Origin of the sequence: Paraburkholderia graminis C4D1M (assembly GCF_000172415.1) — a bacterium.
Lineage (GTDB): Bacteria > Pseudomonadota > Gammaproteobacteria > Burkholderiales > Burkholderiaceae > Paraburkholderia > Paraburkholderia graminis.
The window spans coordinates 105,900-129,359 of record NZ_ABLD01000012.1; the positions used below are offsets into that span (position 1 = coordinate 105,900).

Consider the following 23,460-nt stretch of genomic DNA (forward strand, 5'->3'; position numbering starts at 1 on the left):
TCAAGCCTTGTTTACGGCATGTCACGAATCTGTCTTGAATATGACGAAATATAGTAGGCAAATCGTAAGACGGTGGATCTTTTCACCATCCGCCGACAGCGCCCAAGGTTGAGCGCGTCATGCGCCGTCATTCCCACATCCCGCCAAACCCCCGCACATTCCCCCCGCCGCCGTGTTACCGATGCGTAACGAATTATTGCGAACTATTATCATCCGTGTAATGATACTGATTCTCATTTGAGAACAAGACGATGGGTCCAGCCCTTTGACGCAGACAGTCCGGCTGTCGGTGCTGCAACGGGCGCTGGCGTCCGTCGAATCAGAACAATAGCGACAACGACAGGGTATTGAGATGTTCCGAAACACGCCTCTCGCGGCGGCCGTTCTGGTCGCGTTCGCGACGCCGCTTTACGCTCAAACGACGACAACGCCCGCGACCGGCGCCCAGCCCGCGTCATCCAGTTCGACTCCGACTCCGACTTCGACTTCCACGCCCACCCAGACCGCCGACAGCGCCACGCTGCCCGCCGTCAAGGTGACCGGTCAAAACGGCGCGTCGGCGGAATTCGCGGCTGACGTCTCGAGCGTCGGCGCAAAAGTGCCGACCGCCCTGCGCGACATTCCGCAAGCTGCCGTCGTGGTGCCGAAGTCGGTGCTGCAATCGCAAGCCGCGAGCTCGTTTACGGACGCGTTGCGCAATGTGCCGGGCATCACCATCGGCGCCGCGGAAGGCGGACAGATCGGCAACAACATCAACCTGCGCGGCTTCTCGGCGCGCACCGACATCTATCTCGACGGTTTCCGCGATCGCGGCCAGTACTATCGCGACACCTTCAACCTCGAATCGATCGACGTGCTGTACGGCCCGTCGTCGCTGTACTTCGGACGCGGCTCGACGGGCGGCGTCATCAATCAGGTCAGCAAGCAGCCCACACTGAAGCCGCGCGCGGACGTGTCCGTGCAAGCGGGCACGCACGACCGCTATCGCACGACCGTCGACCTGAATACGCCGATCACGTCGACGTCCGCGTTCCGCATCAACGCGTTCGGCCAGGACCTCGGTTCGTCGCGCGACGTGATGAAGAGCAAGGATTACGGCGTCGCGCCCGAAGTCAAATTCGGCATCGGCACGCCGACCGAAATCACGCTGTCCGCGCTGATCCAGCACAACCGCGATCAGCCCGACTACGGCATTCCGGCGCTCAACGGCCACCCGGCACCGGTCAATCGCGGCACGTTCTACGGCTTCACCGACGACCGCACGATGCAGGACGTGCAAACGCTCAACGCACGCATCGAACACCGCTTCAACGACAACCTGAAGGTGCGCAATCAGACGCAGTTCAGCCACTACAGCACGGAAGCCCGCGCGACAAACGCGGCTTCGGTGCTGACGGGTCCGCTGCCGACATCGACGGCGCTGACCAACGGCAATTTCACGAGCATCGATCCGTCGAAACTGTTCGTGAAGCTGCAAGGCAAGGACCGCAACATCAATGACCACTCGGTCTACAACTCGACGGACGTCGAGGCAAAATTCAACACCGGCTTCATCAAGCATGAAGTCGTCGCGGGCGTCGACCTGAGCCACGAGACGTACAGCAACCAGAGCTTCACGACGACGACGCCGGGCTTACCGTCGAACACGATCGCCATCGTGCCGCTCGTCGATCCGTCGTACACGAAGCGTCCGTCGAATGCGAAAACCGTTGCGACGAATCTCGCGGAGTCGAGCGCGAACGGCGTCGGCGTTTATGCGAACGATACGGTGTCGATCGGCGAACACTGGAAGGTCGTGGGCGGCCTGCGCTGGGACCGCTACGAAGCGTCGATTCACAACTCGATCAATGTGCCTTCGTATGCGACGCAGACGAACTACTTCACGAGCGTGCGCGGCGGCGTGATCTGGCAGCCGACCGACTGGCAGTCCTACTACGTGTCGTACGGCACGTCGTTCAATCCGTCGCTCGAAGCGCTGACGCTCACGAACCAGCAGCAGAATCTGCCGCCGGAGCATAACAAGTCGTATGAAGTCGGCGCGAAGTGGGACCTGCTCGGCGGCGGTCTGTCGGTCACGCAATCGCTCTTCAACATCGAAAAGACGAACGCGCGGACGTTGAACTCGGACGGCAGCTACACGCTCGACGGCGACGTGCGCGTGCGCGGCTACCAGCTCGGCGTGGCCGGCCACATCACGAACAAGTGGCAAGTGTTCGGCGGCTACACGTACATGGACGCGACGATTCTGAAGGCGCTCGACGGCACCGCCGGCAAGACGCCCGCGAACACGCCGCGCAACATGCTGACGCTGTGGACGACCTACGCATTCACGCCGCACTGGGAAATCGGCGGCGGGCCGATCTACACGTCGTCGCGTTACGCCGCGAACAACAACTTCGTGAAGGTCGGCGGCTATACGCGCTGGGACGCGATGGCCGCGTATCACGCGAAAAAGTACGACGTCCAATTCAACGTGCTCAACCTGACGGACAAGAACTACTACGACGCGCTGATTCCATCGGACGGCGGACGCGCGGTGCCGGGCAACGGCCGCACGTTCCTCGCGACGCTAAACTATCGGTTCTTCTGATCGCCGAGGCGGCGATCAGCAGCACAACGCGCGGTTTCGCAGGAAAGTCCAACGATGATTGTCTCGATTCCCGATGTATTCAGTCCCGCCGACACCGCCGCGATGCGTGCGCAACTCGAAGCGGCCACGGACGCATGGGTCGACGGCCGCGCGACCGCGGGCTATCAGGGCGCGCCCGTCAAGCGCAACCAGCAGATCGCGGAAGGCTCATCCATCGCGCTCGAAATGGGCGACAGAATCATCGCGGCGCTCGAACGGCATCCGCTTTTCATCAGCGCCGCGCTGCCGAACAAGGTTTATCCGCCGCTCTTTAACCGCTACGAAGGCGGCATGCATTTCGGCAGCCATGTCGACGGAGCGATTCGCCTCGTGCCCGGCAGCGGCGTACGCGTGCGCACCGATCTATCGGTCACGCTGTTCCTCACGCCGCCCGACGAGTACGACGGCGGCGAACTGCTGATCGAAGACACCTTCGGCGTGCAGGAAGTGAAGCTGCCCGCGGGCCATGCGATCCTTTATCCCGGCACGAGTCTGCACCAGGTGCGGCCCGTGACGCGCGGCGCGCGCGTGTCGAGCTTCTTCTGGGTACAGAGCCTCGTGCGCGACGACACGCAGCGCGCGATGCTGTTCGACATCGACGGCGCGATCCAGCGTTTGAACGCCTCGAACGCGGACGATGCCGCGCGCCGCACGCTAGTCGGCTGTTATCACAACCTGCTGCGCATGTGGAGCGAAACGTAAATCGGCAATAGCGGCGGATTTGCCCTGCAAGGTGGCTAGAGCGATGCGCATTTTTGTCCTACGCTTTAAGCGCGACGCGTGGCGCATCCGTGTGTTTGCGCACCACAGCAATCCGGCGAGCACTCCGCCTTCACGCGTGCGCAAGGTCCTCCCGCACAATCACAGTCCAGGTGGCTGGAGGCTGATCGTGAGTCAAGCAATCGCCTGATCGAAGATTCAGGCAGCCCGGGGATTGCAGCTCCGAGAACCGGTGCACCTCCCCGGCGCATTCTCATGGAGGATGACGATGTCGATTCGACTTGGAGAAGAAGCGCCCGATTTCACCGCGGAAACCACCGAAGGCACGATCCGTTTCCACGAATGGATCGGCGACCATTGGGTGATCCTGTTTTCGCATCCGAAGGATTTCACGCCCGTCTGCACGACCGAGCTCGGCTACATGGCCGGCCTCAAGCCCGAATTCGAAAAGCGCAACACGAAGATTATCGGCCTGAGTGTGGACCCCGTCAGCGATCACGAGAGGTGGGTGAAGGACATTGAAGAGACGCAGGGCCACGCGGTCAACTATCCGCTCATCGGCGACGCGGATCTGAACGTCGCGAAGCTCTACGACATGATCCACCCCAATGCGGGCGGCGGCACGCGCACTGCGGCGGACAACGCGACGGTGCGCTCGGTGTTCATCATCGGGCCGGACAAAAAGGTCAAAGCCATGCTCGTGTATCCGATGAGTTCCGGGCGCAATTTCGACGAAGTGCTGCGTCTGCTCGACTCGTTGCAGTTGAACGCGAAGCATACGGTGGCCACACCCGTGAACTGGAAACCGGGGGATGATGTCATCATTCCGACATCCGTCTCGAACGATGATGCGGCGAAGAAATACCCTGAGGGCTTCAAGACCTTGAAGCCGTATCTGCGGTACGTTGCACAGCCACGGTGAGATTGCGGCGCAGTAAAACCGGGCGCCGCCACGCGCCCGGTTGTCTCGACGATGCGCGCCACGGAGAAAACAACCTTGCTGATTTTCCGCCAACTAATCGACCCGCAATCGTCCACGTACACGTATCTTCTCGCCGATAGCACGACGCGAGAGGCCATTCTGATCGATCCGGTATTCGAGCAGGTGCGCCGCGATACGGCGCTGATCCAGGAACTCGGGCTGCGCCTCCTCTATACAATCGACACCCACGTCCACGCCGATCATGTGACGGGTGCGTGGATGCTCAAACGCCGCACCGGCAGCGCGATCGCCATATCGGCGGCAAGCGGCGCGGAAGGTGCGGACCGCTATCTGAATCACGGCGACCGATGCGAGTTCGGCACGCACTGGCTCGAAGTGCGCGCGACGCCAGGCCACACGAACGGCTGCATCAGCCTCGCGCTCGACGACGGCACGATGATGTTCACCGGCGACTGCCTGCTGATCCGCGGCACGGGCCGCACCGACTTTCAGAAGGGCGACGCACGCGCGATGTTCCGCGCGATCCACGGCGAGATTTTCAGCCAGCCCGAAAGCTGCCTGCTTTATCCGGCACACGATTATCGCGGCTTGACCGTGACGAGCGTCGGCGAAGAGCGGCGCTTCAATCCGCGCCTCGGCGGTGAACTGTGCGAAGACGACTTCGTCGGCTATGTGACGAATCTGCGGTTGCCGCATCCGAAGCAGATCGACATTGCGGTGCCCGCGAATCTCAAGTGCGGCGTTGCGGCCAGCGATCCCACGCAAGCGGCCGAACCCGATTGGGCGCCGCTCGTCTACACGTTCGCGGGCATCTGGGAAATCGGCCCGCAATGGCTCGAGGACAATCTGCGTTCCGTGCAGATAGTCGACGTGCGCGAGCCCGATGAGTTCAACGGGCCGCTTGGCCGCATTCCGGCAGCGCGGCTCATCTCGCTCGGCGAGCTTGCCACGCGCGCCGCCGAGCTCACGAAAGAGCAGCCGATCGTGACCGTGTGCCGTGCCGGCGGCCGCTCCGCACAAGCGACGGTGATCCTGCGCCAGGCCGGATTCGACGAAGTCGCGAACCTTGCGGGCGGCATGCTGCGCTGGCGCGCGGAAGGCCGCGTCGTCGAAAATGCCGGCATGTAGCGCACATAGCAATTTCCTTCAATACACACCGCCCTGCCGCCGATACCGTTGAACCGCGTCAATCCCGCGCATTCACGTATCGAGGCACCGATGTCCGCTTTGCTTTCCATGGCCGCGTTCGCGCTGGCTTCGTCGATTTCGCCAGGTCCCGTCAACGTCGTCGCGCTGAGCGCCGGCGCACAGCATGGCTTCGCCGCGAGCATGCGGCATGTGAGCGGCGCGACCGTCGGTTTTACCGTGCTGCTTCTGCTGATCGGCCTCGGACTGCATGAACTGCTTGTGCATGTCCCCGCACTCGTGAGCATCGTCAAATGGGCCGGCGTCGCGTTTCTGCTGGTCATGGCCTACAAGCTCGCCGTCGATGACGGTCAGCTCGGCGCCGATAAACCATCGCGCGGCCCATCGTTCGCCTATGGCGCGGCGATGCAATGGCTCAACCCGAAAGCATGGCTCGCGTCGCTGGCCGGCATGGGCGCGTATGCCGCCGATGGCGACGGCAAACTCGTCTGGCAATTCACCGTGATCTACTTTGTGATCTGCTATGTGTCGATTGCAAGCTGGGCCTACGCCGGCACGTTTCTACGCAAGTACTTGCAGGCGCCGCAGCGCGTTAGGTTGTTCAATCGGATCATGGCGGCGTTGCTTGCGGCGAGCGCGCTGTATTTGCTTGTGACGTGAGGCGCCGAAAACTGCGGCAACCCCGCAGTCAACTGCGATATTGCCCCGGCGTCGCGGCGACGAGCCGCTTGAACGTGCGCTGCAAATGCGCCTGATCGGCGAAGCCGGCGTCGAGCGCGACGTCGGCGATCAATCGGCCGCGCCTCAGTTGAGCGCGGCTGTACTGAATGCGCCGATTGATCAGATACGCGTGCGGCGTCATGCCGTAGCGCTCCTTGAACGCGCGAATCAGATGCGACGCGGACAGGCCCGCTGCCTCGCATATGTCTTCAAGCTTCAGCGAGCGCGTGCAATTGTCGGCGATGAATTCGGCCGCTCGCGCGAGTTGACGGCTGGCGTCGTCGTGTGAAAGCGGCGCGGGGTTCAGGCGCTGCTGCACCTCAGTGAAAAACGCCACGGCGGCGCTTTGTTTGCGCAGCAAATCCGCATCGTTGTCGACCAGAATTCCATGCAGCCGATTGAGGCCGTCGAAGAGTTCGGCGTCTGTCGTCATGGTCTGCGAGAACGCGCGAAACGCGTGGTTCTCGCTGAAGCCGAGTTCGTGTTGCAACGACGTGAGCCACGCGACGTCGACGTGAAGCATGCGATACGACCAGCGCTCGTCGGCGATGGGATTGCATGCATGAACGTCGTCGGGATTCATCAGAACAACCGCGCCCGCGCCGGTCCATTCGCGCGAGTGGCGGTTCACGTACACGCTGCGTCCGCCAGTGACCGCGCCGATGGAGAAGGTTTCGTGAGAGTGCTTCGCGTAGCAGATTTCGCGGCCGTCTTCGATGGAGCGCGCCTCGATGAACGGCAACGCCTCGCTACGCCAGAAATGCGGCTCGCTTGCGCGCTTCGCATGAATTGCCGCCGCTGTCGTTCCGCTCATTCGCGCGCCCTCCTCCGGTGTACGTGGGCCTCGCGGAAATGCGCGGCTGTCAAAAGCCGCAAGTTCGGCGAGGCCACTTATCGTAGCCGTCAAACGCGCGGCCAACAAGCGGACTTATGCGTGCGCTGCGGATGTTGCGCACCGCAAGCGGTTACTTCGCGGAAACGTCGATATTGCCGAGGTATTTCGCTGCGAGCGTCTTCACGGTGCCGTCCGCCTGCACCTTCGCAATCGCCGCGTTCAGGCGGTCGCGCAATGCCGTATCGCCCTTGCGGATGCCATAGGCGATACCGCTGCCGAGAATCTTGTCGTCGCGCACCGGTTGTCCGACGAATGCGTAGTCCTTGCCGTTCGGCTTCGACAGAAAACCGGTTTGTCCCGCGGGCGCGAGCACGAGCGTTGCATCGACACGCCCCGCGACCAGGTCCGTGTACACCTGATTCTGATCCTGATACGGCACGACGGTGACGCCCGCGGGTTCCCAATGCGTCTTCGCAAACGTCTCCTGAATCGACGCCTGCAACACGCCCACGCGTTTGCCCTTCAATGCTTCGGCAGTCGGCAGCAGACCGCTGTCGCGCTTTGCGATCAACTGCGTCGGCACGCGATAGACGACCGTCGTGAAGTCGATCGCCTGGCGACGCTGTTCGGTCGCATTCATCGCCGAGTTGATCGCGTCGAATTTGCGGCCTTGCAGCGCCGGAATCAAACCGTCGAACGATGTCTCCACCCATTTGCAGGTCATCTTCGCGGCGGCGCACACTGCATTGCCGACGTCGATGTCGAGACCTTGCAGCTCGCCGCCCGGTCCCTTCGATTCGAACGGCGGATACTGCGCTTCGAGCCCGAAACGCAGCGTCGATGTGTCAGCGGCAACGGCAGCGGACGATGCCGCCACCGATGCAAACGCGCAAGCGAGCGCCAACAAAGACTTGAGCAGTTTCATAGCAGGTCCCTTTCCTTCGGTTTCGTTGTAGTACGCGTTGTAGTACGAATGCGTAGCGTGTGAATATGCAATGGCGCGACGATCATACTGCGTTCAAAAATGACAGCGCCGCGCTCACGCGCACGCAGTTTCATATCTCGCACAAACGGCGCGCGCCTTCGATCAGCGTCGCGTCGTCTTTCGAAAAACTCAGGCGAATCAGGCCGGAATCCGTACCGTCGCTGTAGAACGCCGAGAGCGGAATCGTCGCGACGCGCGCATCGCGAATCAGGCGCAACACGAAGTCGCTGTCCGTTTCATCGGAGAAGCCGCGAAAGCGCGCGAGCATGAAAAAGCTGCCTGCACTCGGCAGCAACTCAAAGCGTGATTCGCGAAGCCCGTGTGCAAGCAGATCGCGTTTTTGCTGATAGAACGCAGACAAGCCGAGATAGCTTTCGCGATTCGCCAATACATCGACGAACGCGTACTGCATCGGTGTATCGGCGGAAAACACCATGAACTGATGCACCTTGCGGATCTCGTTCATCAACTCGGCGGGCGCGAGGCAATAGCCGACGCGCCAACCCGTCACGTGATACGACTTGCCGAACGACGACACGATCACGCTACGTTCGGCGAGTTCGCTGTGGCACGCCATGCTTTGATGTTTTGCGCCATCGAACACGACATGCTCGTAGACCTCGTCGGCGAGAATCACGATGTCGGTGTTGCGCGTGAGCACCTTCAGGCGCGTGATGTCGGCGTCGTCGAACACGGTCGCGGTCGGATTGTGCGGCGTGTTGATGATGATCATGCGCGTCTTCGGCGTGATCGCGGCGGCGACCTCGTCCCAGTTCACGCGAAAATCGGCGAGCGACAATTTGATCGGCACGGGTGTCGCGCCTTGCAGCCGGACGATCGGTCCATAGCTGTCGAACGAAGGCTCGAAGTAGATCACTTCATCGCCCGGATGCACCAATGCGCTGATCGTCGAATAAAGGCCCTCGCTGGCGCTCGCGATCACCGTTACTTCGCTCGCGGGGTCATAGCGCACGCCGTACAGCGTCTCTACTTTATCGGCGAGCGCTTCGCGCAAGGCCGCGATGCCGGACATGGGCGCGTACTGGTTGTGGCCCGCGCGCATGGCGTTCGCCACGCCGTCGATCAGCTTCGCGTCCGGCGCGAAATTCGGCGCGCCTTGCGACAGATTCAGCGCATCGTGTTGCGCGGCCAGTTGGCCGATCACGGTAAAAATCGTGGTGCCGACATCAGGCAATTTCGAGCGGGCTTGCATGGCGCTCTGCATATGGCTTCTCCCTATCTTCATCCGGCGGCGGACTGACGGCGGCGAAGTATGCAGCCGTCCATTGCGCTCGAGCGCCGGTTGAATGATTAGGCATCAGCCAAAGAACCATCACAATCGAAACTTTGTCATGCAGCGCATGCGTTTATTTCATGGCTTAAACGCACGCGCGATCGTGACGGCGACGCGGCGGGGAAAACGGCACGCGCCGCTTTTCGCACGCGCGCCGCCGCCCAGGCCACGAGATCAGGCGTCTTCCATCAGCCGGACCTTGACCTTCTTGCCCTTCACCTTGCCCGCACTGAGCTTGCGCACCGCTTCGCGCGCAATGCTGCGCTCGACGGCCACATAGGTCGACATCTCCGTCACGTTGATCTTGCCGATCTGCGAGCCGGCGAAACCGGCGTCGCCGGTGAGCGCGCCGAGCACGTCGCCGGGACGGATTTTTTCCTTGCGGCCGCCGAGAATCTGCAGCGTTTCCATGGGCGGCAACAGCGGCTCATTGCTCTTTGGCGTGAGCTCGGACAGCTTGTGCCATTCGACGTCGCGCTTGTGCGCCTGCTCCAGACCGCCGACGCGCCCCATTTCATTCATGCTCGCGAGGCTCAATGCCCAGCCTTCCTGATCGGCGCGACCCGTGCGGCCGATACGGTGCACATGCACTTCGGGATCGGGCGTCACGTCGACGTTGATTACCGCCTCGAGTTGCGCGATGTCGAGGCCGCGGGCGGCGACGTCGGTGGCGACCAGCACCGAGCAACTGCGATTCGCGAACTGGATCAGCACCTGATCGCGCTCGCGCTGATCGAGCTCGCCGTGCAGCGCAAGCGCATGAAAACCCTGCGCGCGCAGCACGTCGAGCAAATCGCGGCATTGCTGCTTGGTGTTGCAAAACGCGAGCGTGCTGACCGGACGATAGTGGTTGAGCAACAGACCGACGGCATGCAGACGCTCGTCTTCGGTCACTTCATAGAAGCGTTGGCGGATCTTCGTATTGTCGTGCCGCTCGGCCAGCTTCACTTCCTTCGGATTCCGGAGGAATTGCTGACTCAACTTGACGATACCCTCGGGATACGTCGCCGAGAAAAGCAGCGTTTGCCGTTCCTTCGGGCATTGCCTGACCACCGTCGCGATGTCGTCGAAGAAACCCATGTCGAGCATGCGGTCGGCTTCATCGAGCACGAGTGTATTGAGCGATTGCAGCGGCAGACTGCCGCGCTCGAGGTGATCCATGATGCGGCCCGGCGTGCCGACCACGATATGCGCGCCGTGTTCGAGACTCGCGGTTTGCGGACGCATCGGCGTGCCGCCGCACAAGGTCAGCACCTTGATGTTTTCTTCGGCGCGCGCGAGCCGGCGGATTTCCTGCGTGACCTGATCGGCGAGTTCGCGCGTGGGACACAGCACCATCGCCTGCACGGCGAAGTTGCGTGTGTCGAGACGCGCGAGCAGCGCGAGAGAAAACGCCGCGGTCTTGCCGCTGCCGGTTTTTGCCTGCGCGATGAGATCGTGGCCGGCGAGTGCGATAGGCAAACTCGCGGCCTGAATCGGCGTCATCTCGACATAGCCGAGTTGCGTGAGATTCGCGAGCGTGGCGGCCGGCAGCGGCAGTTGGCTGAACGGCGCGCCGGCCGTAGTGGGACTGTTCATAAATGGTTGGCTCGTGATCGGCTAAAGGCTAGGGACTATTCGGCGATGGGTCCGGGCGACGGACGGCCGTCCATCTGCTCGTACAGCACCGCGCCGTCGTCGCCTTCGAAACGCTCGACGTAATTGCGCGCGCCACACAGCGGGCAGCGGAACAGAAGCCCTTGCCCTTCGTTTTTGATGATGACGTCCGACTGCTCCCACTGCGCGCCGCAGGACTGGTTTCTACATGTAAACACGTTGCTTCTCCAACTGGATTCGATTGTTGATTCGACTGGCCGCATCAACCGAGATGCGTGTGCCGTGTGCACGGCGCGCTGACGTCCATTTCGCTGAGACCTTGCACGATGCCGCAGTCTTCGACCGCCTGTTCGCCGTGGCATTGCTCGCGCAGCACGTGCAATTGCGCCTTGAGCTGTTGCAGTTCGTCGATACGCGTATCGACGTGCGCAATATGCTCGTCGATGAGGTTATTGATGCCGCCGCAGCCGTTGGCCGGCGCGTCGGTCAGACGCAGCAGCGCGCGAATTTCGTCGTGCGTCATGTCGAGCGCGCGGCAATTGCGGATGAAGCGCAGCCGCTCGACGTGCTTCGCCGTATAGCTGCGGTAATTGGCCTCAGTGCGCTCCGCTTCGGGCAGCAGCCCTTCTTTCTCGTAGAAGCGGATGGTTTCGGTCGTGCAATGGGCGATTTTCGCCAATTCGCCGATTTTCATGGGCCCTCCGATACCGGCCTTGACCTTGTAGTGGCTTCAAGGTGTTTACTAGACCACAAATCGAACGAGGAAGCCACCATGCAGCACGCGCACGACGCGAAAGACGACCGTCTGGAACAAGCGGAAGCAAGCTCCTGTGAGCAAGGGCATGAACATGAGCATGGGCATCGGCACGAAAAGCGCGCACATGACCATGCGGGCGGAGGCTGCTGTTCTGCTGCCGCCGATGCTTCCTTGCCATTGCCAGCCGCAGATTTGCCGCAATCCGAACGAGTGCAAGGCGGCGATGTGCGCACGGCGATCCGCATCATGCAAATGGATTGTCCGACCGAAGAAGCGTTGATCCGCAAAAAATTCAGCCGCATGGCGGACGTGCACAGCATGGAGTTCAACCTGATGCAGCGCGTGCTGACCGTTGTGCATGCACCGAATGCGCTCGACCCCATTCTCGACGCGCTGCGTTCGCTGGACTTCACGCCGGAACTCGCGGATACCGACTCGCCGAATGCATCGGCAACGACGCGGAACGCTGCGCAAGATCAGCGAAAGCGCGTGTCATGGTGGCCGCTCGCCTTCGCAGGCGTCGCCGCGGTCGCTTCAGAGGCCGCTGGCTGGCTCGGCGCGCCGGCCTGGATGGCAGCGAGTCTCGCGATCCTCGCGATCGTCTCCTGCGGGCTCACGACCTATCGCAAGGGCTGGCTCGCGATTCGCCACGGCAACCTCAACATCAACGCGTTGATGAGCATTGCCGTGACGGGCGCGCTGATCCTCGGGCAATGGCCGGAAGCGGCGATGGTGATGGTGCTTTTCACCGTCGCCGAACTGATCGAGGCGAAGTCGCTCGACCGCGCCCGCAATGCGATTCAGGGACTGATGCAACTGACGCCCGAGCAGGCGAGCGTGCAGCAGCGCGACGGCGACTGGCGGCTCACCGATCTCAAGGCAATCGCGCCGGGCGCGCTGGTCCGCGTGAAGCCGGGTGAGCGGATCGCGCTCGATGGGGAAATCATCGCGGGACGCTCGAGCGTCGATCAGGCGCCGATCACAGGAGAAAGCCTGCCCGTCGACAAAACCGTGGGCGACGCGGTGTTCGCGGGCACCATCAACCAGGCCGGTTCGTTCGACTATCGCGTGACGGCCGCGGCGAGCAACACGACGCTCGCGCGCATCATCCATGCAGTCGAAGAGGCGCAAGGCACCAAAGCGCCCACGCAACGTTTCGTCGATCAGTTCGCGCGCGTCTATACGCCGCTCGTGTTCGCCGTCGCGTTGGCGGTGGCGCTCGTGCCGCCGCTCTTTTTCGGCGGCATGTGGCACGCGTGGGTGTATAAGGCGCTGGTGATGCTCGTGATTGCGTGCCCGTGCGCGCTCGTGATTTCGACGCCGGTGACGATCGTCAGCGGGCTCGCGGCGGCTGCGCGTAAAGGGATACTCATCAAGGGCGGCGTGTACCTTGAACAGGGTCGCAAGCTGAGCCGTCTCGCGCTCGATAAAACCGGCACGATCACGCACGGCAAACCTGTGCAGACCGATTTCGCGATGCTCGCCGGAATGCTCGCGGATGCGGATGCGGACGCAGCGCGTTGCCGTACGCTCGCCGCGAGTCTTGCGGCGCGCTCCGATCATCCTGTTTCGATGGCGATTGCAAGCGCGGCGCAAAAAGACGGCGTGACGAGTCTCCTCGTCGATTCCTTCGAAGCGCTCGCCGGACGCGGCGTGCGCGGCGAGATTAACGGCGCGACGTACTGGCTCGGCAATCATCGGCTCGCGGAAGAACTCGGGCGTTGTTCACCGTCCCTCGAAGCGCGGCTCGACGCGCTCGAGCGTCAAGGCAAGACCGTCGTGCTGCTGAGCGACGCGCAACGCGTGATTGCGCTATTCGCCGTCGCCGATACCGTGAAAGAGACGAGCCGCATGGCTATCGGCGAGTTGCATCGCGCGGGCGTGCGCACCGCAATGCTCACCGGCGACAACCCGCACACGGCGGCGGCCATCGCGGAACAGGTTGGCATCGACGAAGCGCGCGGTAATCTTTTGCCGCAAGACAAACTCGACGCGGTCGCGCAGTGGTCGGCCGAGGGCGCGACAGTCGGCATGGTCGGCGACGGCATCAACGACGCGCCCGCGCTGGCCCGTGCCGACATCGGCTTTGCGATGGGCGCGATGGGCACGGGCACCGCAATCGAAACCGCCGACGTCGCGTTGATGGACGACGACCTGCGCAAGATCCCGCTGTTCATCCGCCTGTCGAAAGCGACGCATTCGGTGCTGGTGCAAAACATTACGCTCGCGCTCGGCATCAAGGGCGTCTTTCTGGTGTTGACCGTGATGGGTCTCGGCACCATGTGGATGGCCGTGTTCGCCGATGTCGGCGCGAGCTTGCTGGTGGTCGCGAACGGTTTGCGGCTGCTGCGTAAATAGTTAGCCATCCAATGCAATGTGCCGCACCGCGCTGCACATCCAAAGCCGCTAGTGCGCGAACGAGCGGGTATTCGTTGCCGAATGCGTGCCGATTGCGGCCTTCAACGTATCCGAAGGCCGCATGCCGAAGAGCTTGCGATAATCGGTTGCGAACTGGCTCATGTGCCAGAAACCCCAGGCCGCCGCCACATCTTGCACCGAGCGCGAATCGCGCGATGCGTTGCAGAGATCGCGCCGCGCGCCGTTCAATCGGATTGCCCGCACATAAGTAGCGGGCGCCATGCCGAGCACGTCCTGAAAGCAGTATTGCAATGTGCGTCGGCTCACATGCAGACGCTCGCACAACTCCGGCACGCTGACCGCGCGATCGCGATTCGCGAGCACATAATCGCGCGCCTCCGATACGATCGACTGACGACGTGCACGCACCGGCATTGCAATCGGTTCGGAGCACGCGGGCAACGCGCCCACGTCGAACAGGGAAGCAAGCACGGCGGCCTGCAAGTTCTCGCGCGCAGACGACGACAACGGCGCGGCACTTGCGGCGCTCTGCTGAAGTAGCTCGCGCAACGAAGCACATAAACGCTCTTTGCGCGCCATGCCGATCTTCACGACCTCAGTGTCTGCCCACTGCTCGGCCAGCCCGACGCGCTCCACTTGCGCTGCATAGCGGCGCAACACTTCGCCCTTCACGACTACACCGAAAATCTCATAGTCCGCCGACGTCAGCAATTCGAATTCGATGCCACCCGGACGAAACGCGAGGGCATCGCCGGTAATGATCTGCGCGTCGATGCGGCCCGATCCGGCGCGGCATGTCGGAATGCCGAACCAGTACGCGTCTTTCTGCACTTCGCAGGTCTGCCGCAACGTGTGGCTCGTCGTTTCGACGAACACCTGCATATGGTCGAGGCACAACTCCGTGAGACCGCCGACAAAGCTGCCCGCGGTCAATTGGTCGTAGGTCTGATGCCAGCCGTGAAGATTGCGCGCCTGCTCGTCGGCGTCGTGAGCGATGCGGGTCTGTACGCGAAAGCTCGGCTGCGGCGCACGCGTCGAAGCCGCACAGATGGCCGAGGTGGTCGGGGTTGTCGCGCTGTCGCTGAGGGTTTCGATCGTCATGGCCAATCCGCGCGATGGAGTATCGAAGAGAAAAAACAAGGCAAGTCCCATGCCGATCGCGAACGCCCATTCAACACGCCGATTGCTCCAACCCGTGCCAAGCTCCTGTTCAATTGATGAACAGCAACAACTGCACTGCTCACAAACGACGCGCGCACGACCGCCGATTCGACCTTGAAACACAGGCTGCGGTGCGCGCGTGCTTGCCGTGCGTGCACGCCTCACCAGCCAGGTGCATTGGCATGGTTCTGGCTCTATGGGTCACGCGCCCGCTTCAACGGATTGCAAACCGGTCGCGACATCGCGCCGACTATAGCCCATTCAAACATGTGAGGAGCACACAGATGAATCACGCGGAGATGCAGTTTCTGACGACCGAATTCCCGTTCAAAAAGCAGTATGCGAACTTTATCGGCGGCGAATGGGTGAAGCCCGTGGGTGGCGAGTACTTCGACAATGTGTCGCCGATTACGGGCGAACCGTTCACCTCCATTCCGCGCTCGCGCGAAGCGGATGTCGAGTTGGCGCTCGATGCCGCGCACCGAGCCAAAGCTGCGTGGGGCAAGACGTCGACGACGGATCGCGCGAACATTCTGAACCGCATTGCCGATCGTATGGAAGCGAACCTGCAGCGCCTTGCAGTGGCGGAAACGATCGACAACGGCAAGCCGCTGCGCGAAACGATGGCCGCCGATATTCCGCTTGCCATCGATCATTTCCGCTATTTCGCCGGCGCCGTGCGTGCGCAGGAAGGTTCGATCTCCGAGATCGACAACGACACCGTGGCCTATCACTTTCATGAGCCGCTCGGCGTAGTCGGTCAGATCATTCCGTGGAATTTCCCCATTCTGATGGCTGTGTGGAAGCTCGCGCCCGCACTCGCCGCCGGCAATTGCGTCGTGCTCAAACCGGCGGAGCAAACGCCCGCGTCCATTCTCGTACTCGCCGAACTAATTCAGGACTTGCTGCCCGCAGGCGTGCTGAATGTGGTGAACGGCTTCGGTCTCGAAGCTGGTAAACCGCTCGCGTCGAGCAAGCGCATCGCGAAGATCGCGTTTACCGGCGAGACGACGACAGGCCGTCTGATCATGCAGTACGCGAGCCAGAACATCATTCCGGTCACGCTGGAACTCGGCGGCAAGAGCCCGAATATTTTCTTCGCCGACGTGATGAATCAGGACGACAGCTATTTCGACAAAGCACTCGAAGGCTTCGCGATGTTCGCGTTGAATCAGGGCGAGGTGTGCACGTGTCCGTCGCGCGTGTTGATCGATGAAAAGATCTATGACCGCTTCATGGAACGTGCGTTGAAGCGCGTCGCGGCGATCACGCAGGGTCATCCGCTGGATACGAAAACGATGATCGGTGCGCAGGCTTCGCAGGAACAATTGGAGAAGATCCTGTCGTATGTCGATCTCGGCAAGCAGGAAGGCGCCGAGTGTCTGATCGGCGGCGAACGCAATACATTGAGCGGTGAATTGAGCAAAGGCTATTACGTGAAGCCGACCGTGTTTCGCGGCAATAACAAAATGCGCATCTTTCAGGAAGAGATCTTCGGGCCGGTGGTTTCGGTCACGACGTTCAAGACCGAAGAAGAAGCACTCGAAATCGCCAACGACACGCTTTACGGTCTCGGCGCCGGCGTATGGACACGCGACGGCACGCGCGCCTATCGCTTTGGCCGGCAAATTCAGGCGGGCCGCGTGTGGACCAATTGCTATCACGCATATCCCGCTCACGCGGCGTTTGGCGGCTACAAGCAATCGGGCATTGGCCGCGAGAACCACAAGATGATGCTCGACCATTATCAGCAGACGAAGAACCTGCTCGTCAGCTATAGCGAGAAACCGCTCGGCTTCTTCTAAGCATTCAACCGTAGCGATTCTATTGAAGCGGGCCGCTTTGCGCGGCTCGCTTTATTTCTGCGAGGACCTATTGATGGCCGACGAAAAAGAAGTGGCTCGCGTGATCGCAACGCCCGCCGCAAAAGAGCTGATCAACAAATTGCGCGCGGAACATGGCGATGTACTGTTTCATCAATCCGGCGGATGCTGCGACGGCAGCGCGCCGATGATGTTTCCGCAAAGCGAATTCATGGTCGGTTCTTCCGACGTGAAACTCGGCACGCTTGCGGGCGTGCCGTTCTACATGAGCGAATCGCAATTCGAGTACTGGCAGCACACGCAGTTGATTATCGACGTCGTGCCAGGCAACGGCGGTATGTTCTCTCTCGAGCGGCCGAGCGGTCTGCGCTTTCTCACACGCTCGCGACTCTTCGACGACGATGAGAATGGGTGGCTCGCAGTGCATCCTGTGCAACGCGCCGATGCGTGAAAGTGCTTTTACTTTACGTCGGAGTTTGAGTCTGGTTTTGCATTCGCTTCGCCGCCGATTGCGGGCGCTATCGGCGCAGCGGCGAGCAGCGCGTCGCTGTCGTCTTTCAAACCAACGCCGGTGAGGCCGAGGCGCCGCGCATGCGTCAGCAGATAATGCAGCTTGTGCGCGGCCAACGGATAGTCGAGTCCTTCGGGACGCACGTTCGAAATGCAATTGCGCTGCGCGTCGCTGCAACCCACTTTCGGCGCGTACGTAAGGTAAATGCCGAGGCTATCGGGCGAACTAAGTCCAGGCCGCTCGCCGATCAGCATCACGACGATCTTTGCATGCAGCAACTCGCCGATCTCGTCGCCGAGTGCAACGCGTGCCTGCCGTGCGACGACGACAGGCGCGATCTTCCAGTCCGCGAGTTGCGGAGCGACGGCTTGCAATAGCGGCACCGCTTGCTTCGATGCAGCGAACGCCGACAAACCGTCGCCGATCACGAACACCACGTCCGGCGCTTCGTCCGCCAATTGCGCGAGCGCGACGCGACTCTCTTCCGACAAGCGCCGGCCGAGATCGGGGCGGCGCAAGTAGTGCTCGCGATCGGGCGCAGCGCTATGCACGTCCAGCGTCTTGAAGTTCAGCACATGCAACTGCTGATGCAATGCTTCGGTGTCCAACGGATGATGCACCGCGTCCCGCGCTTGCGCATGCGAGAGATTGAACGCAAGTAAAGGCTCAGTGGGCACGCTGTTGCCCGCGCGACCCAACGCAATGCGCGCATTGGTGAACTGACGCAGCGCATTCCACGAGTTCTTTTCGACAAAGTCGCTCATGCGATGCCCATCCAGTCGCGCGCGCCCTCGAGCAGCGGTTGATGTGTCGACGCACTCAGCAATGCGCCGCGCGCGTCGGTAATCTGCATCGACTCGAGCCACTCTTCGAATTCCGGCGCGCGGCGCAAGCCGAGTACGTCGCGCACATAGAGTGCGTCGTGGAAGGACGTGCTTTGATAATTGAGCATCACGTCGTCCGCGCCCGGAATGCCCATGATGAAATTGATGCCCGCCACGCCAAGCAGTGTGAGCAGGTTATCCATGTCGTCCTGATCGGCTTCCGCGTGATTCGTGTAGCAGATGTCGCAACCCATCGGCACGCCGAGCAGCTTGCCGCAGAAATGATCTTCAAGGCCGGCGCGCGTGATCTGCTTGCCGTCGTACAGATACTCGGGGCCGATAAAGCCGACCACGGTATTCACGAGAAACGGATTGAACTTGCGCGCGACCGCATACGCGCGCACTTCGCAAGTTTGTTGATCGACGCCGAAATGCGCGTCCGCCGACAATGCGCTGCCCTGCCCCGTTTCGAAGTACATCAGATTGCTGCCGACCGTGCCGCGTTTGAGCGACAGTCCCGCTTCATACGCTTCTTGCAGTAGCGCGAGCGAAATGCCGAAGCCGGCGTTGGCTTTTTCTGTGCCCGCAATCGATTGAAACACGAGGTCGACGGGTGCGCCTTTTTCGATCGCGGCAATCGTGTTGGTGACGTGCGTCAGCACACAGGATTGCGTGGGCACCTGATAGCGTTGACGGAAGTCGTCGATCATCAGAAGCAGTCGCGTGATCGCGGCGAGGTTGTCGCTGGCCGGATTGATGCCGATCATCGCATCGCCGCAACCGTACATCAGGCCATCGAGCATCGAGGCTGCAATGCCTTTGACGTCATCTGTCGGATGATTGGGTTGCAGGCGCACCGACATGTGGCCCGGCAAACCCACCGTGTTGCGAAAGCGCGTGATCACCGGACGCTTGCGCGCCGCTGCGATCAGATCCTGGTTGCGCATCAGCTTCGAAACGGCCGCCACCATTTCCGGCGTGAGGCCCGCGGTGATACGTGTGAGCGCGTCCGCATCCGTCGACGTGCTCAGCAGCCAATTGCGAAAGTCGCCTACCGTGAGATGCGAAATCTCGGTGAATGCCTGCGGCGAATGATCGTCGATCACGAGACGCGTGACTTCGTCGCTTTCGTACGGAATCAGCGCTTCGTTCAGGAACGTGCGCAACGGTACTTGCGCCAACGCCATTTTTGCGGCGACGCGCTCCTCTTCGCTCGCTGCCGCGACGCCCGCGAGTTGATCGCCGGAACGTTGCGGGCTCGCCTTCGCCATGAGTGTCTTCAGATCGGCAAACCGATACGTGCGGCTGCCGATTGTCTCCGTATAGCTCATCTTTACGACTCCAGCTTACGACTCAAACGCCGCTGCGCGCGCAGCGGCTTCGACCGTCATTCTTCGAGCAATGCGTCGGCCGGTGCGGCCTCGCGTTGATGGCGCGTCATGAGGAAATAGACGTAGCCGAGTGCGAGGAAGATGGCGAACACCACTGCCACCAGAAAGTTAAAGTACACCATAGTGGCCAGACAGATCACCGCGGCCACCAGCGCGAACGCCGGAAAGAACGGAAAAAGCGGCGCGCGAAACGGACGCTCCATGTTCGGCTCGGTGCGGCGCAGCTTGAACAGCGACAACATGCTGATGATATACATCACGATAGCGCCAAACACGGACATCGTCACGATGTTCGCCGTGAGCGTCTGGCCGCCGAACTGAATCAGCTCGTCGCTATAGATCGCGGCGATGCCGATCACACCGCCGGCGAGAATCGCGCGATGCGGCGTCTTGAAGCGCGGATGCACACTCGAGAGCCACTCCGGCAAATAGCCCGCGCGAGCCAGCGCGAAGATCTGCCGCGAATAGCCGAGGATGATGCCGTGAAACGACGCGACGAGCCCGAACAGTCCGAGCCACACGAGCATATGCATCCAGCCGCTATGTTCGCCGACGATGTACTTCATCGCTTGCGGCAGCGGGTCGTTGATATTCGACAGCTTGGTCCAGTCGCCGGCCGCGCCAGCAAACACCATCACGCCGATGGCGAGCACCACGAGCGTGAGAATGCCCGCGACGTAGGCGATCGGAATCGAGCGCTTCGGGTTTTTCGCTTCTTCCGCGGCCATCGCGACGCCTTCGATCGCGAGGAAGAACCAGATCGCGAACGGGATCGCTGCGAACATGCCGTTGAATGAGCCCATGCTGAACGTGTCCGCGCCGGCCCAGCCGCCCTTCATAAAGTTCGACCATTGAAAGCCCGGCGACACGACGCCCATGAAGACGAGCAATTCGAAAATCGCGAGCAACGTCACGCACAATTCGAATGCCGCGGCGATCTGTACACCGACGATGTTCAAGGCCATGAAGACGAGGTACGCGCCCATTGCCGCGTGCTTCGGTTCGAGACCTGGGAACTGCACGTGCAGATAGGCGCCGATGGCGAGCGCAATGGCCGGCGGTGCAAAGACGAATTCGACGAGCGTGGCCGCGCCCGCGAGATAGCCGCCCGTCGGGCCGAATGCGTGACGCGCGTAAGCGAACGGACCGCCGGCATGCGGGATCGACGTGGTGAGTTCGGTGAAGCTGAAGATGAACGTGGTGTACATCGCGGCGATAAAGACCGCCGTGACCACGAAGCCGAGCGTGCCCGCGCTTGCCCAGCCGTAACTCCAGCCGAAGTATTCACCGGAAATCACGAGGCCGACCGCGATTCCCCAAAGTTGCCACGTGCCGAGCGTCTGCTTCAACTCGTGATGCGTGACTTTGCCGACGTGCTGACTGGTTGACTCTGATTTCATCGGACGCTCCCGGAGTTTGCCGCTTGCTCGGCGCCGCAAGGTTTTGCGGTGCGTGGGCGGGCAGGCTTTCGCCGATGGTAGTGAGCCAATATTCGAGGTGTTATCGAAATTCGGCAAAGTTTGGGGGGTGGTTTGTGGGGGGAGTGCTTAATTCGGGGGGCACTCGTTTTGGCTAGGGTGTGTATCGGGCTGGCGAGGGTGATTGTGGTTCTTCTGGTTTTTATAGTCTTTGTATATGTATACGTAGTAATAGTTAACAAGCGGCGTTCGCGGTTGTGGATAAGCGATGGGCTCAGCTCTGCGACTTATTCCGTCAGGCTCTGGTCACGCGAGTTCTCACTGCAATGGAACAGCGCGACCCAGGAACACCAAGCCGCTTTTACAGCGATGCGATCAACGTCGCACCGCACTCGGTCGGGTCCCCGTGGTAGGCAACCGCTTTGCCGAGATGTTGGCGAGTGCTGTCCTTCGGCAAGATGGCGTAGGTGCCCTGACACTGCGGGCACCACGTCTTGTCGCCTTCCAGTGCGACGGGCACACCCATTACCTCGAAGTCGTCGCTGGCGGTCGTAACATGCCCGCCGTGTGTCGTCTTGTCATTCAGGCGGATCACGCCGCGCCCTGCTTCGTCCTTCATCTGTGGCCTCGCATTGTTCTTTCTGCCGCGTCGCCGGCCGGATGAAACCAGTGCCGGCTTCGTTTTATCCAACGCTTTCCGGAGCAACGCCGCTGAAAGTTTTGGGATGCTGGCCATCGGCACACGATCGGTTCCATCCGGTCAGTTCGAATGAAGTCACATATTTACCGCCATTTTCCTCATCACGAATCCCGTAATTTATATCGGGCTTCTCCACGCTCAGAACATGTCGACCGGCCTGCGATGGATCGTCCGAATGAGAAAGATAGATGAAACGCGCCTTGACGGATCTCCCTGCCTCATTCTTATAGGTATCAGTCTGGCCGACTGCGATTTTTGGATGAGGCCACGAAGGTCGACGATCGAGCGGACTCACGCTTGGGACGCCCGCTGTCGACGTTCCCTAACCGTGTGCGGGAAAGGGCTATCCGAAAAAAAGAATACCTCGACATGCTGCTCGCGCGCGGCCCGATAGTCTCGACGCCGGCAGTGCTTGCGCCGCTTATCGAGGAATGCGCGCGAGAATTGAACGACCCTAATCCGCCGAGCGTTATCAGTGTCTAGATAAAAACCTCGATCGAGGAGGTAGGCCTCATAGAACCGCTCTGTGTAACAGCTGCGGACCAGTCGTCCGGACAGCATGTTCTACTGGATGGTCATCTGCGCTTACTCGCCATCCAGGGGTTGGGGCACGAGCGGGCTGCCTGTCTCGTCGCGACCGACGATGAGACCTACACATACAACAATCGCGTCAATCGCCTTTCGACAATCCAGGAGCACTATATGATTCGGCGCGTGATTGACCGAGGCGTATCGCCCGAACGATTGGCGAAAGCTCTTTCCGTGGATGTATCCCAAATCATGAAGAAGATGTCGCTGCTCGACGGCGTGTGCCCAGAGGCGGCTGAACTTCTCGGGGACCGGCAGTTCTCGCCGGAGCTTGTTCGCGCTATTCGCAAAATGAAGCCCACACGGCAGGTTGAATGCGTTGAACTGATGGTGGCCGCGAACAATGTGTCCGTCTCTTACGCCGAGGCATTGTTGGTAGCTACGCCGACAGCACTTCTCGTGGAGGGCAAAAAGCCACGCAAACTGACTGGCGTTAGCCCCGAGCAGATGGCGAAAATGGAGCGGGAAATGAGCAATCTGCAGGGGCAGTACAAGCTCGTTGAACAGAACTACGGTCAAGATGTGTTGAATCTTGTGCTTGCGAAAGGGTATCTCGCCAAGCTCCTCGAAAACGAATCTGCGCGGCAATACATTGCACAACGCCATCCGGATTTAATGGCGGAGTTCGAGTCCATCATTGCAACCATCTCTCTCGACCAGCAGCAATTCAGCGTGGCAATTTAGTCGCGTCCGCACAGAGTTACCGTCCACGTTATGTCGCCGTCTCGCGAACGCGGCAATAGGCTGACAGCAGTTGCGCGTTCCTACTGTCTGCCTTAAAGTTTCCGCGCAAGCCGGCGACGCAGTGATTGCCGCCCGTTCGATTTTGGCAGTGTTAATAGCAGCAGCATTTTGGTCGCGAGCGACCTTCTCGATGAAGCGTCGGCCCAGCATCATTCCATTCATAATGCATAGGACAGAACTTTCAGATTATCAGGGAGGCCTTATACGGCATCGTCCGGTTAGTACTGTTGGAAGAACAGGTGGCTTGGCTAGTATCGAGGTCGACGGCCAATCGACCGGGTTGGAAAGATGACCCA

The 23,460-nt window shown here is 61.0% G+C and carries 21 protein-coding genes and 1 pseudogene; 9 read left to right on the top strand and 13 right to left on the bottom strand.

Annotated features, from left to right (window positions below; genetic code table 11):
* Positions 1 to 352 precede the first annotated feature (352 nt).
* From BGRAMDRAFT_RS19660 to BGRAMDRAFT_RS19680, 5 genes are all read left to right on the top strand, one after another.
* A complete protein-coding gene (locus tag BGRAMDRAFT_RS19660; protein ID WP_006050560.1) occupies positions 353 to 2,590 on the top strand; it encodes a TonB-dependent receptor in 2,238 nt (745 codons plus the stop codon).
* Between the two features lie 54 nt (positions 2,591 to 2,644).
* Positions 2,645 to 3,331 (top strand): Fe2+-dependent dioxygenase, encoded by a 687-nt coding sequence (locus BGRAMDRAFT_RS19665; RefSeq protein WP_006050561.1) that lies wholly within the window; start codon positions 2,645 to 2,647, stop codon positions 3,329 to 3,331.
* Positions 3,332 to 3,617: 286 nt separating this feature from the next.
* Entirely contained in the window at positions 3,618 to 4,271 is a 654-nt protein-coding gene (locus BGRAMDRAFT_RS19670; RefSeq protein ID WP_006050563.1) for a peroxiredoxin, read from the top strand.
* 78 nt (positions 4,272 to 4,349) lie between these two features.
* The gene (locus BGRAMDRAFT_RS19675; protein WP_044021456.1) at positions 4,350 to 5,420 is read left to right on the top strand and encodes an MBL fold metallo-hydrolase; all 1,071 of its coding nucleotides are present in this window, start codon (positions 4,350 to 4,352) and stop codon (positions 5,418 to 5,420) included.
* A 90-nt stretch (positions 5,421 to 5,510) separates the two neighbouring features.
* Positions 5,511 to 6,098 carry a LysE family translocator gene (locus BGRAMDRAFT_RS19680; protein WP_006050565.1) on the top strand — a complete coding sequence of 196 codons (588 nt, stop codon included), beginning with the start codon at positions 5,511 to 5,513 and terminating at the stop codon, positions 6,096 to 6,098.
* A 28-nt stretch (positions 6,099 to 6,126) separates the two neighbouring features.
* Here the strand turns inward: BGRAMDRAFT_RS19680 and BGRAMDRAFT_RS19685 are convergent, their stop codons facing one another.
* From BGRAMDRAFT_RS19685 to BGRAMDRAFT_RS35425, 7 genes are all read right to left on the bottom strand, one after another.
* Positions 6,127 to 6,972: a helix-turn-helix transcriptional regulator gene (locus tag BGRAMDRAFT_RS19685; RefSeq protein ID WP_006050566.1), complete on the bottom strand. Its 846-nt coding sequence runs from the start codon at positions 6,970 to 6,972 to the stop codon at positions 6,127 to 6,129.
* Positions 6,973 to 7,123: 151 nt separating this feature from the next.
* Positions 7,124 to 7,918, bottom strand: a complete 795-nt coding sequence (locus BGRAMDRAFT_RS19690; RefSeq protein ID WP_006050567.1) for an ABC transporter substrate-binding protein — start codon at positions 7,916 to 7,918, stop codon at positions 7,124 to 7,126.
* A 130-nt stretch (positions 7,919 to 8,048) separates the two neighbouring features.
* Positions 8,049 to 9,203, bottom strand: coding sequence for a pyridoxal phosphate-dependent aminotransferase (locus tag BGRAMDRAFT_RS19695; protein ID WP_006050568.1), 1,155 nt, complete (start codon positions 9,201 to 9,203; stop codon positions 8,049 to 8,051).
* A 243-nt stretch (positions 9,204 to 9,446) separates the two neighbouring features.
* Positions 9,447 to 10,850: an ATP-dependent RNA helicase DbpA gene (gene dbpA / locus BGRAMDRAFT_RS19700; protein ID WP_006050569.1), complete on the bottom strand. Its 1,404-nt coding sequence runs from the start codon at positions 10,848 to 10,850 to the stop codon at positions 9,447 to 9,449.
* A 35-nt stretch (positions 10,851 to 10,885) separates the two neighbouring features.
* Positions 10,886 to 11,086: a hypothetical protein gene (locus tag BGRAMDRAFT_RS19705; RefSeq protein WP_006050570.1), complete on the bottom strand. Its 201-nt coding sequence runs from the start codon at positions 11,084 to 11,086 to the stop codon at positions 10,886 to 10,888.
* Positions 11,087 to 11,130: 44 nt separating this feature from the next.
* On the bottom strand, positions 11,131 to 11,562 hold the full coding sequence (cadR, locus tag BGRAMDRAFT_RS19710) for a Cd(II)/Pb(II)-responsive transcriptional regulator (RefSeq protein WP_006050571.1): 432 nt from the start codon (positions 11,560 to 11,562) through the stop codon (positions 11,131 to 11,133).
* Positions 11,563 to 11,610: 48 nt separating this feature from the next.
* Positions 11,611 to 11,877, bottom strand: coding sequence for a hypothetical protein (locus BGRAMDRAFT_RS35425; protein ID WP_232292302.1), 267 nt, complete (start codon positions 11,875 to 11,877; stop codon positions 11,611 to 11,613).
* Here BGRAMDRAFT_RS35425 and BGRAMDRAFT_RS19715 point away from each other — a divergent pair.
* Positions 11,872 to 13,983: a heavy metal translocating P-type ATPase gene (locus BGRAMDRAFT_RS19715; protein ID WP_232292303.1), complete on the top strand. Its 2,112-nt coding sequence runs from the start codon at positions 11,872 to 11,874 to the stop codon at positions 13,981 to 13,983. The genes BGRAMDRAFT_RS35425 and BGRAMDRAFT_RS19715 overlap by 6 nt on opposite strands.
* A 48-nt stretch (positions 13,984 to 14,031) precedes the next feature.
* Here the strand turns inward: BGRAMDRAFT_RS19715 and BGRAMDRAFT_RS19720 are convergent, their stop codons facing one another.
* On the bottom strand, positions 14,032 to 15,105 hold the full coding sequence (locus BGRAMDRAFT_RS19720) for a helix-turn-helix domain-containing protein (RefSeq protein ID WP_006050574.1): 1,074 nt from the start codon (positions 15,103 to 15,105) through the stop codon (positions 14,032 to 14,034).
* 344 nt (positions 15,106 to 15,449) lie between these two features.
* On the opposite strand from BGRAMDRAFT_RS19720, the gene adh reads away from it, so the two are divergent.
* Entirely contained in the window at positions 15,450 to 16,970 is a 1,521-nt protein-coding gene (gene adh / locus BGRAMDRAFT_RS19725) for an aldehyde dehydrogenase (RefSeq protein ID WP_006050575.1), read from the top strand.
* Between the two features lie 73 nt (positions 16,971 to 17,043).
* Positions 17,044 to 17,439 (top strand): DUF779 domain-containing protein, encoded by a 396-nt coding sequence (locus tag BGRAMDRAFT_RS19730; RefSeq protein ID WP_006050576.1) that lies wholly within the window; start codon positions 17,044 to 17,046, stop codon positions 17,437 to 17,439.
* Between the two features lie 8 nt (positions 17,440 to 17,447).
* Here the strand turns inward: BGRAMDRAFT_RS19730 and eutC are convergent, their stop codons facing one another.
* From eutC to BGRAMDRAFT_RS34585, 5 genes are all read right to left on the bottom strand, one after another.
* A complete protein-coding gene (gene eutC / locus BGRAMDRAFT_RS19735) occupies positions 17,448 to 18,263 on the bottom strand; it encodes an ethanolamine ammonia-lyase subunit EutC (protein WP_006050577.1) in 816 nt (271 codons plus the stop codon).
* Complete coding sequence (locus BGRAMDRAFT_RS19740; RefSeq protein ID WP_006050578.1) at positions 18,260 to 19,654, bottom strand: ethanolamine ammonia-lyase subunit EutB; 1,395 nt, start codon at positions 19,652 to 19,654, stop codon at positions 18,260 to 18,262. The genes eutC and BGRAMDRAFT_RS19740 overlap by 4 nt, the downstream gene beginning before the upstream one ends.
* A gap of 56 nt (positions 19,655 to 19,710) precedes the next feature.
* Positions 19,711 to 21,114 carry an ethanolamine permease gene (gene eat, locus BGRAMDRAFT_RS19745; RefSeq protein ID WP_006050579.1) on the bottom strand — a complete coding sequence of 468 codons (1,404 nt, stop codon included), beginning with the start codon at positions 21,112 to 21,114 and terminating at the stop codon, positions 19,711 to 19,713.
* A 379-nt stretch (positions 21,115 to 21,493) separates the two neighbouring features.
* Positions 21,494 to 21,751 (bottom strand): PAAR domain-containing protein, encoded by a 258-nt coding sequence (locus BGRAMDRAFT_RS19750; RefSeq protein ID WP_006050580.1) that lies wholly within the window; start codon positions 21,749 to 21,751, stop codon positions 21,494 to 21,496.
* Between the two features lie 64 nt (positions 21,752 to 21,815).
* Positions 21,816 to 22,127: a hypothetical protein gene (locus BGRAMDRAFT_RS34585; RefSeq protein WP_157140631.1), complete on the bottom strand. Its 312-nt coding sequence runs from the start codon at positions 22,125 to 22,127 to the stop codon at positions 21,816 to 21,818.
* A gap of 188 nt (positions 22,128 to 22,315) precedes the next feature.
* Here BGRAMDRAFT_RS34585 and BGRAMDRAFT_RS19755 point away from each other — a divergent pair.
* Positions 22,316 to 23,104 (top strand): annotated as a pseudogene (locus BGRAMDRAFT_RS19755) (plasmid partitioning protein RepB C-terminal domain-containing protein); the annotation flags it as partial.
* Positions 23,105 to 23,460 lie beyond the last annotated feature (356 nt).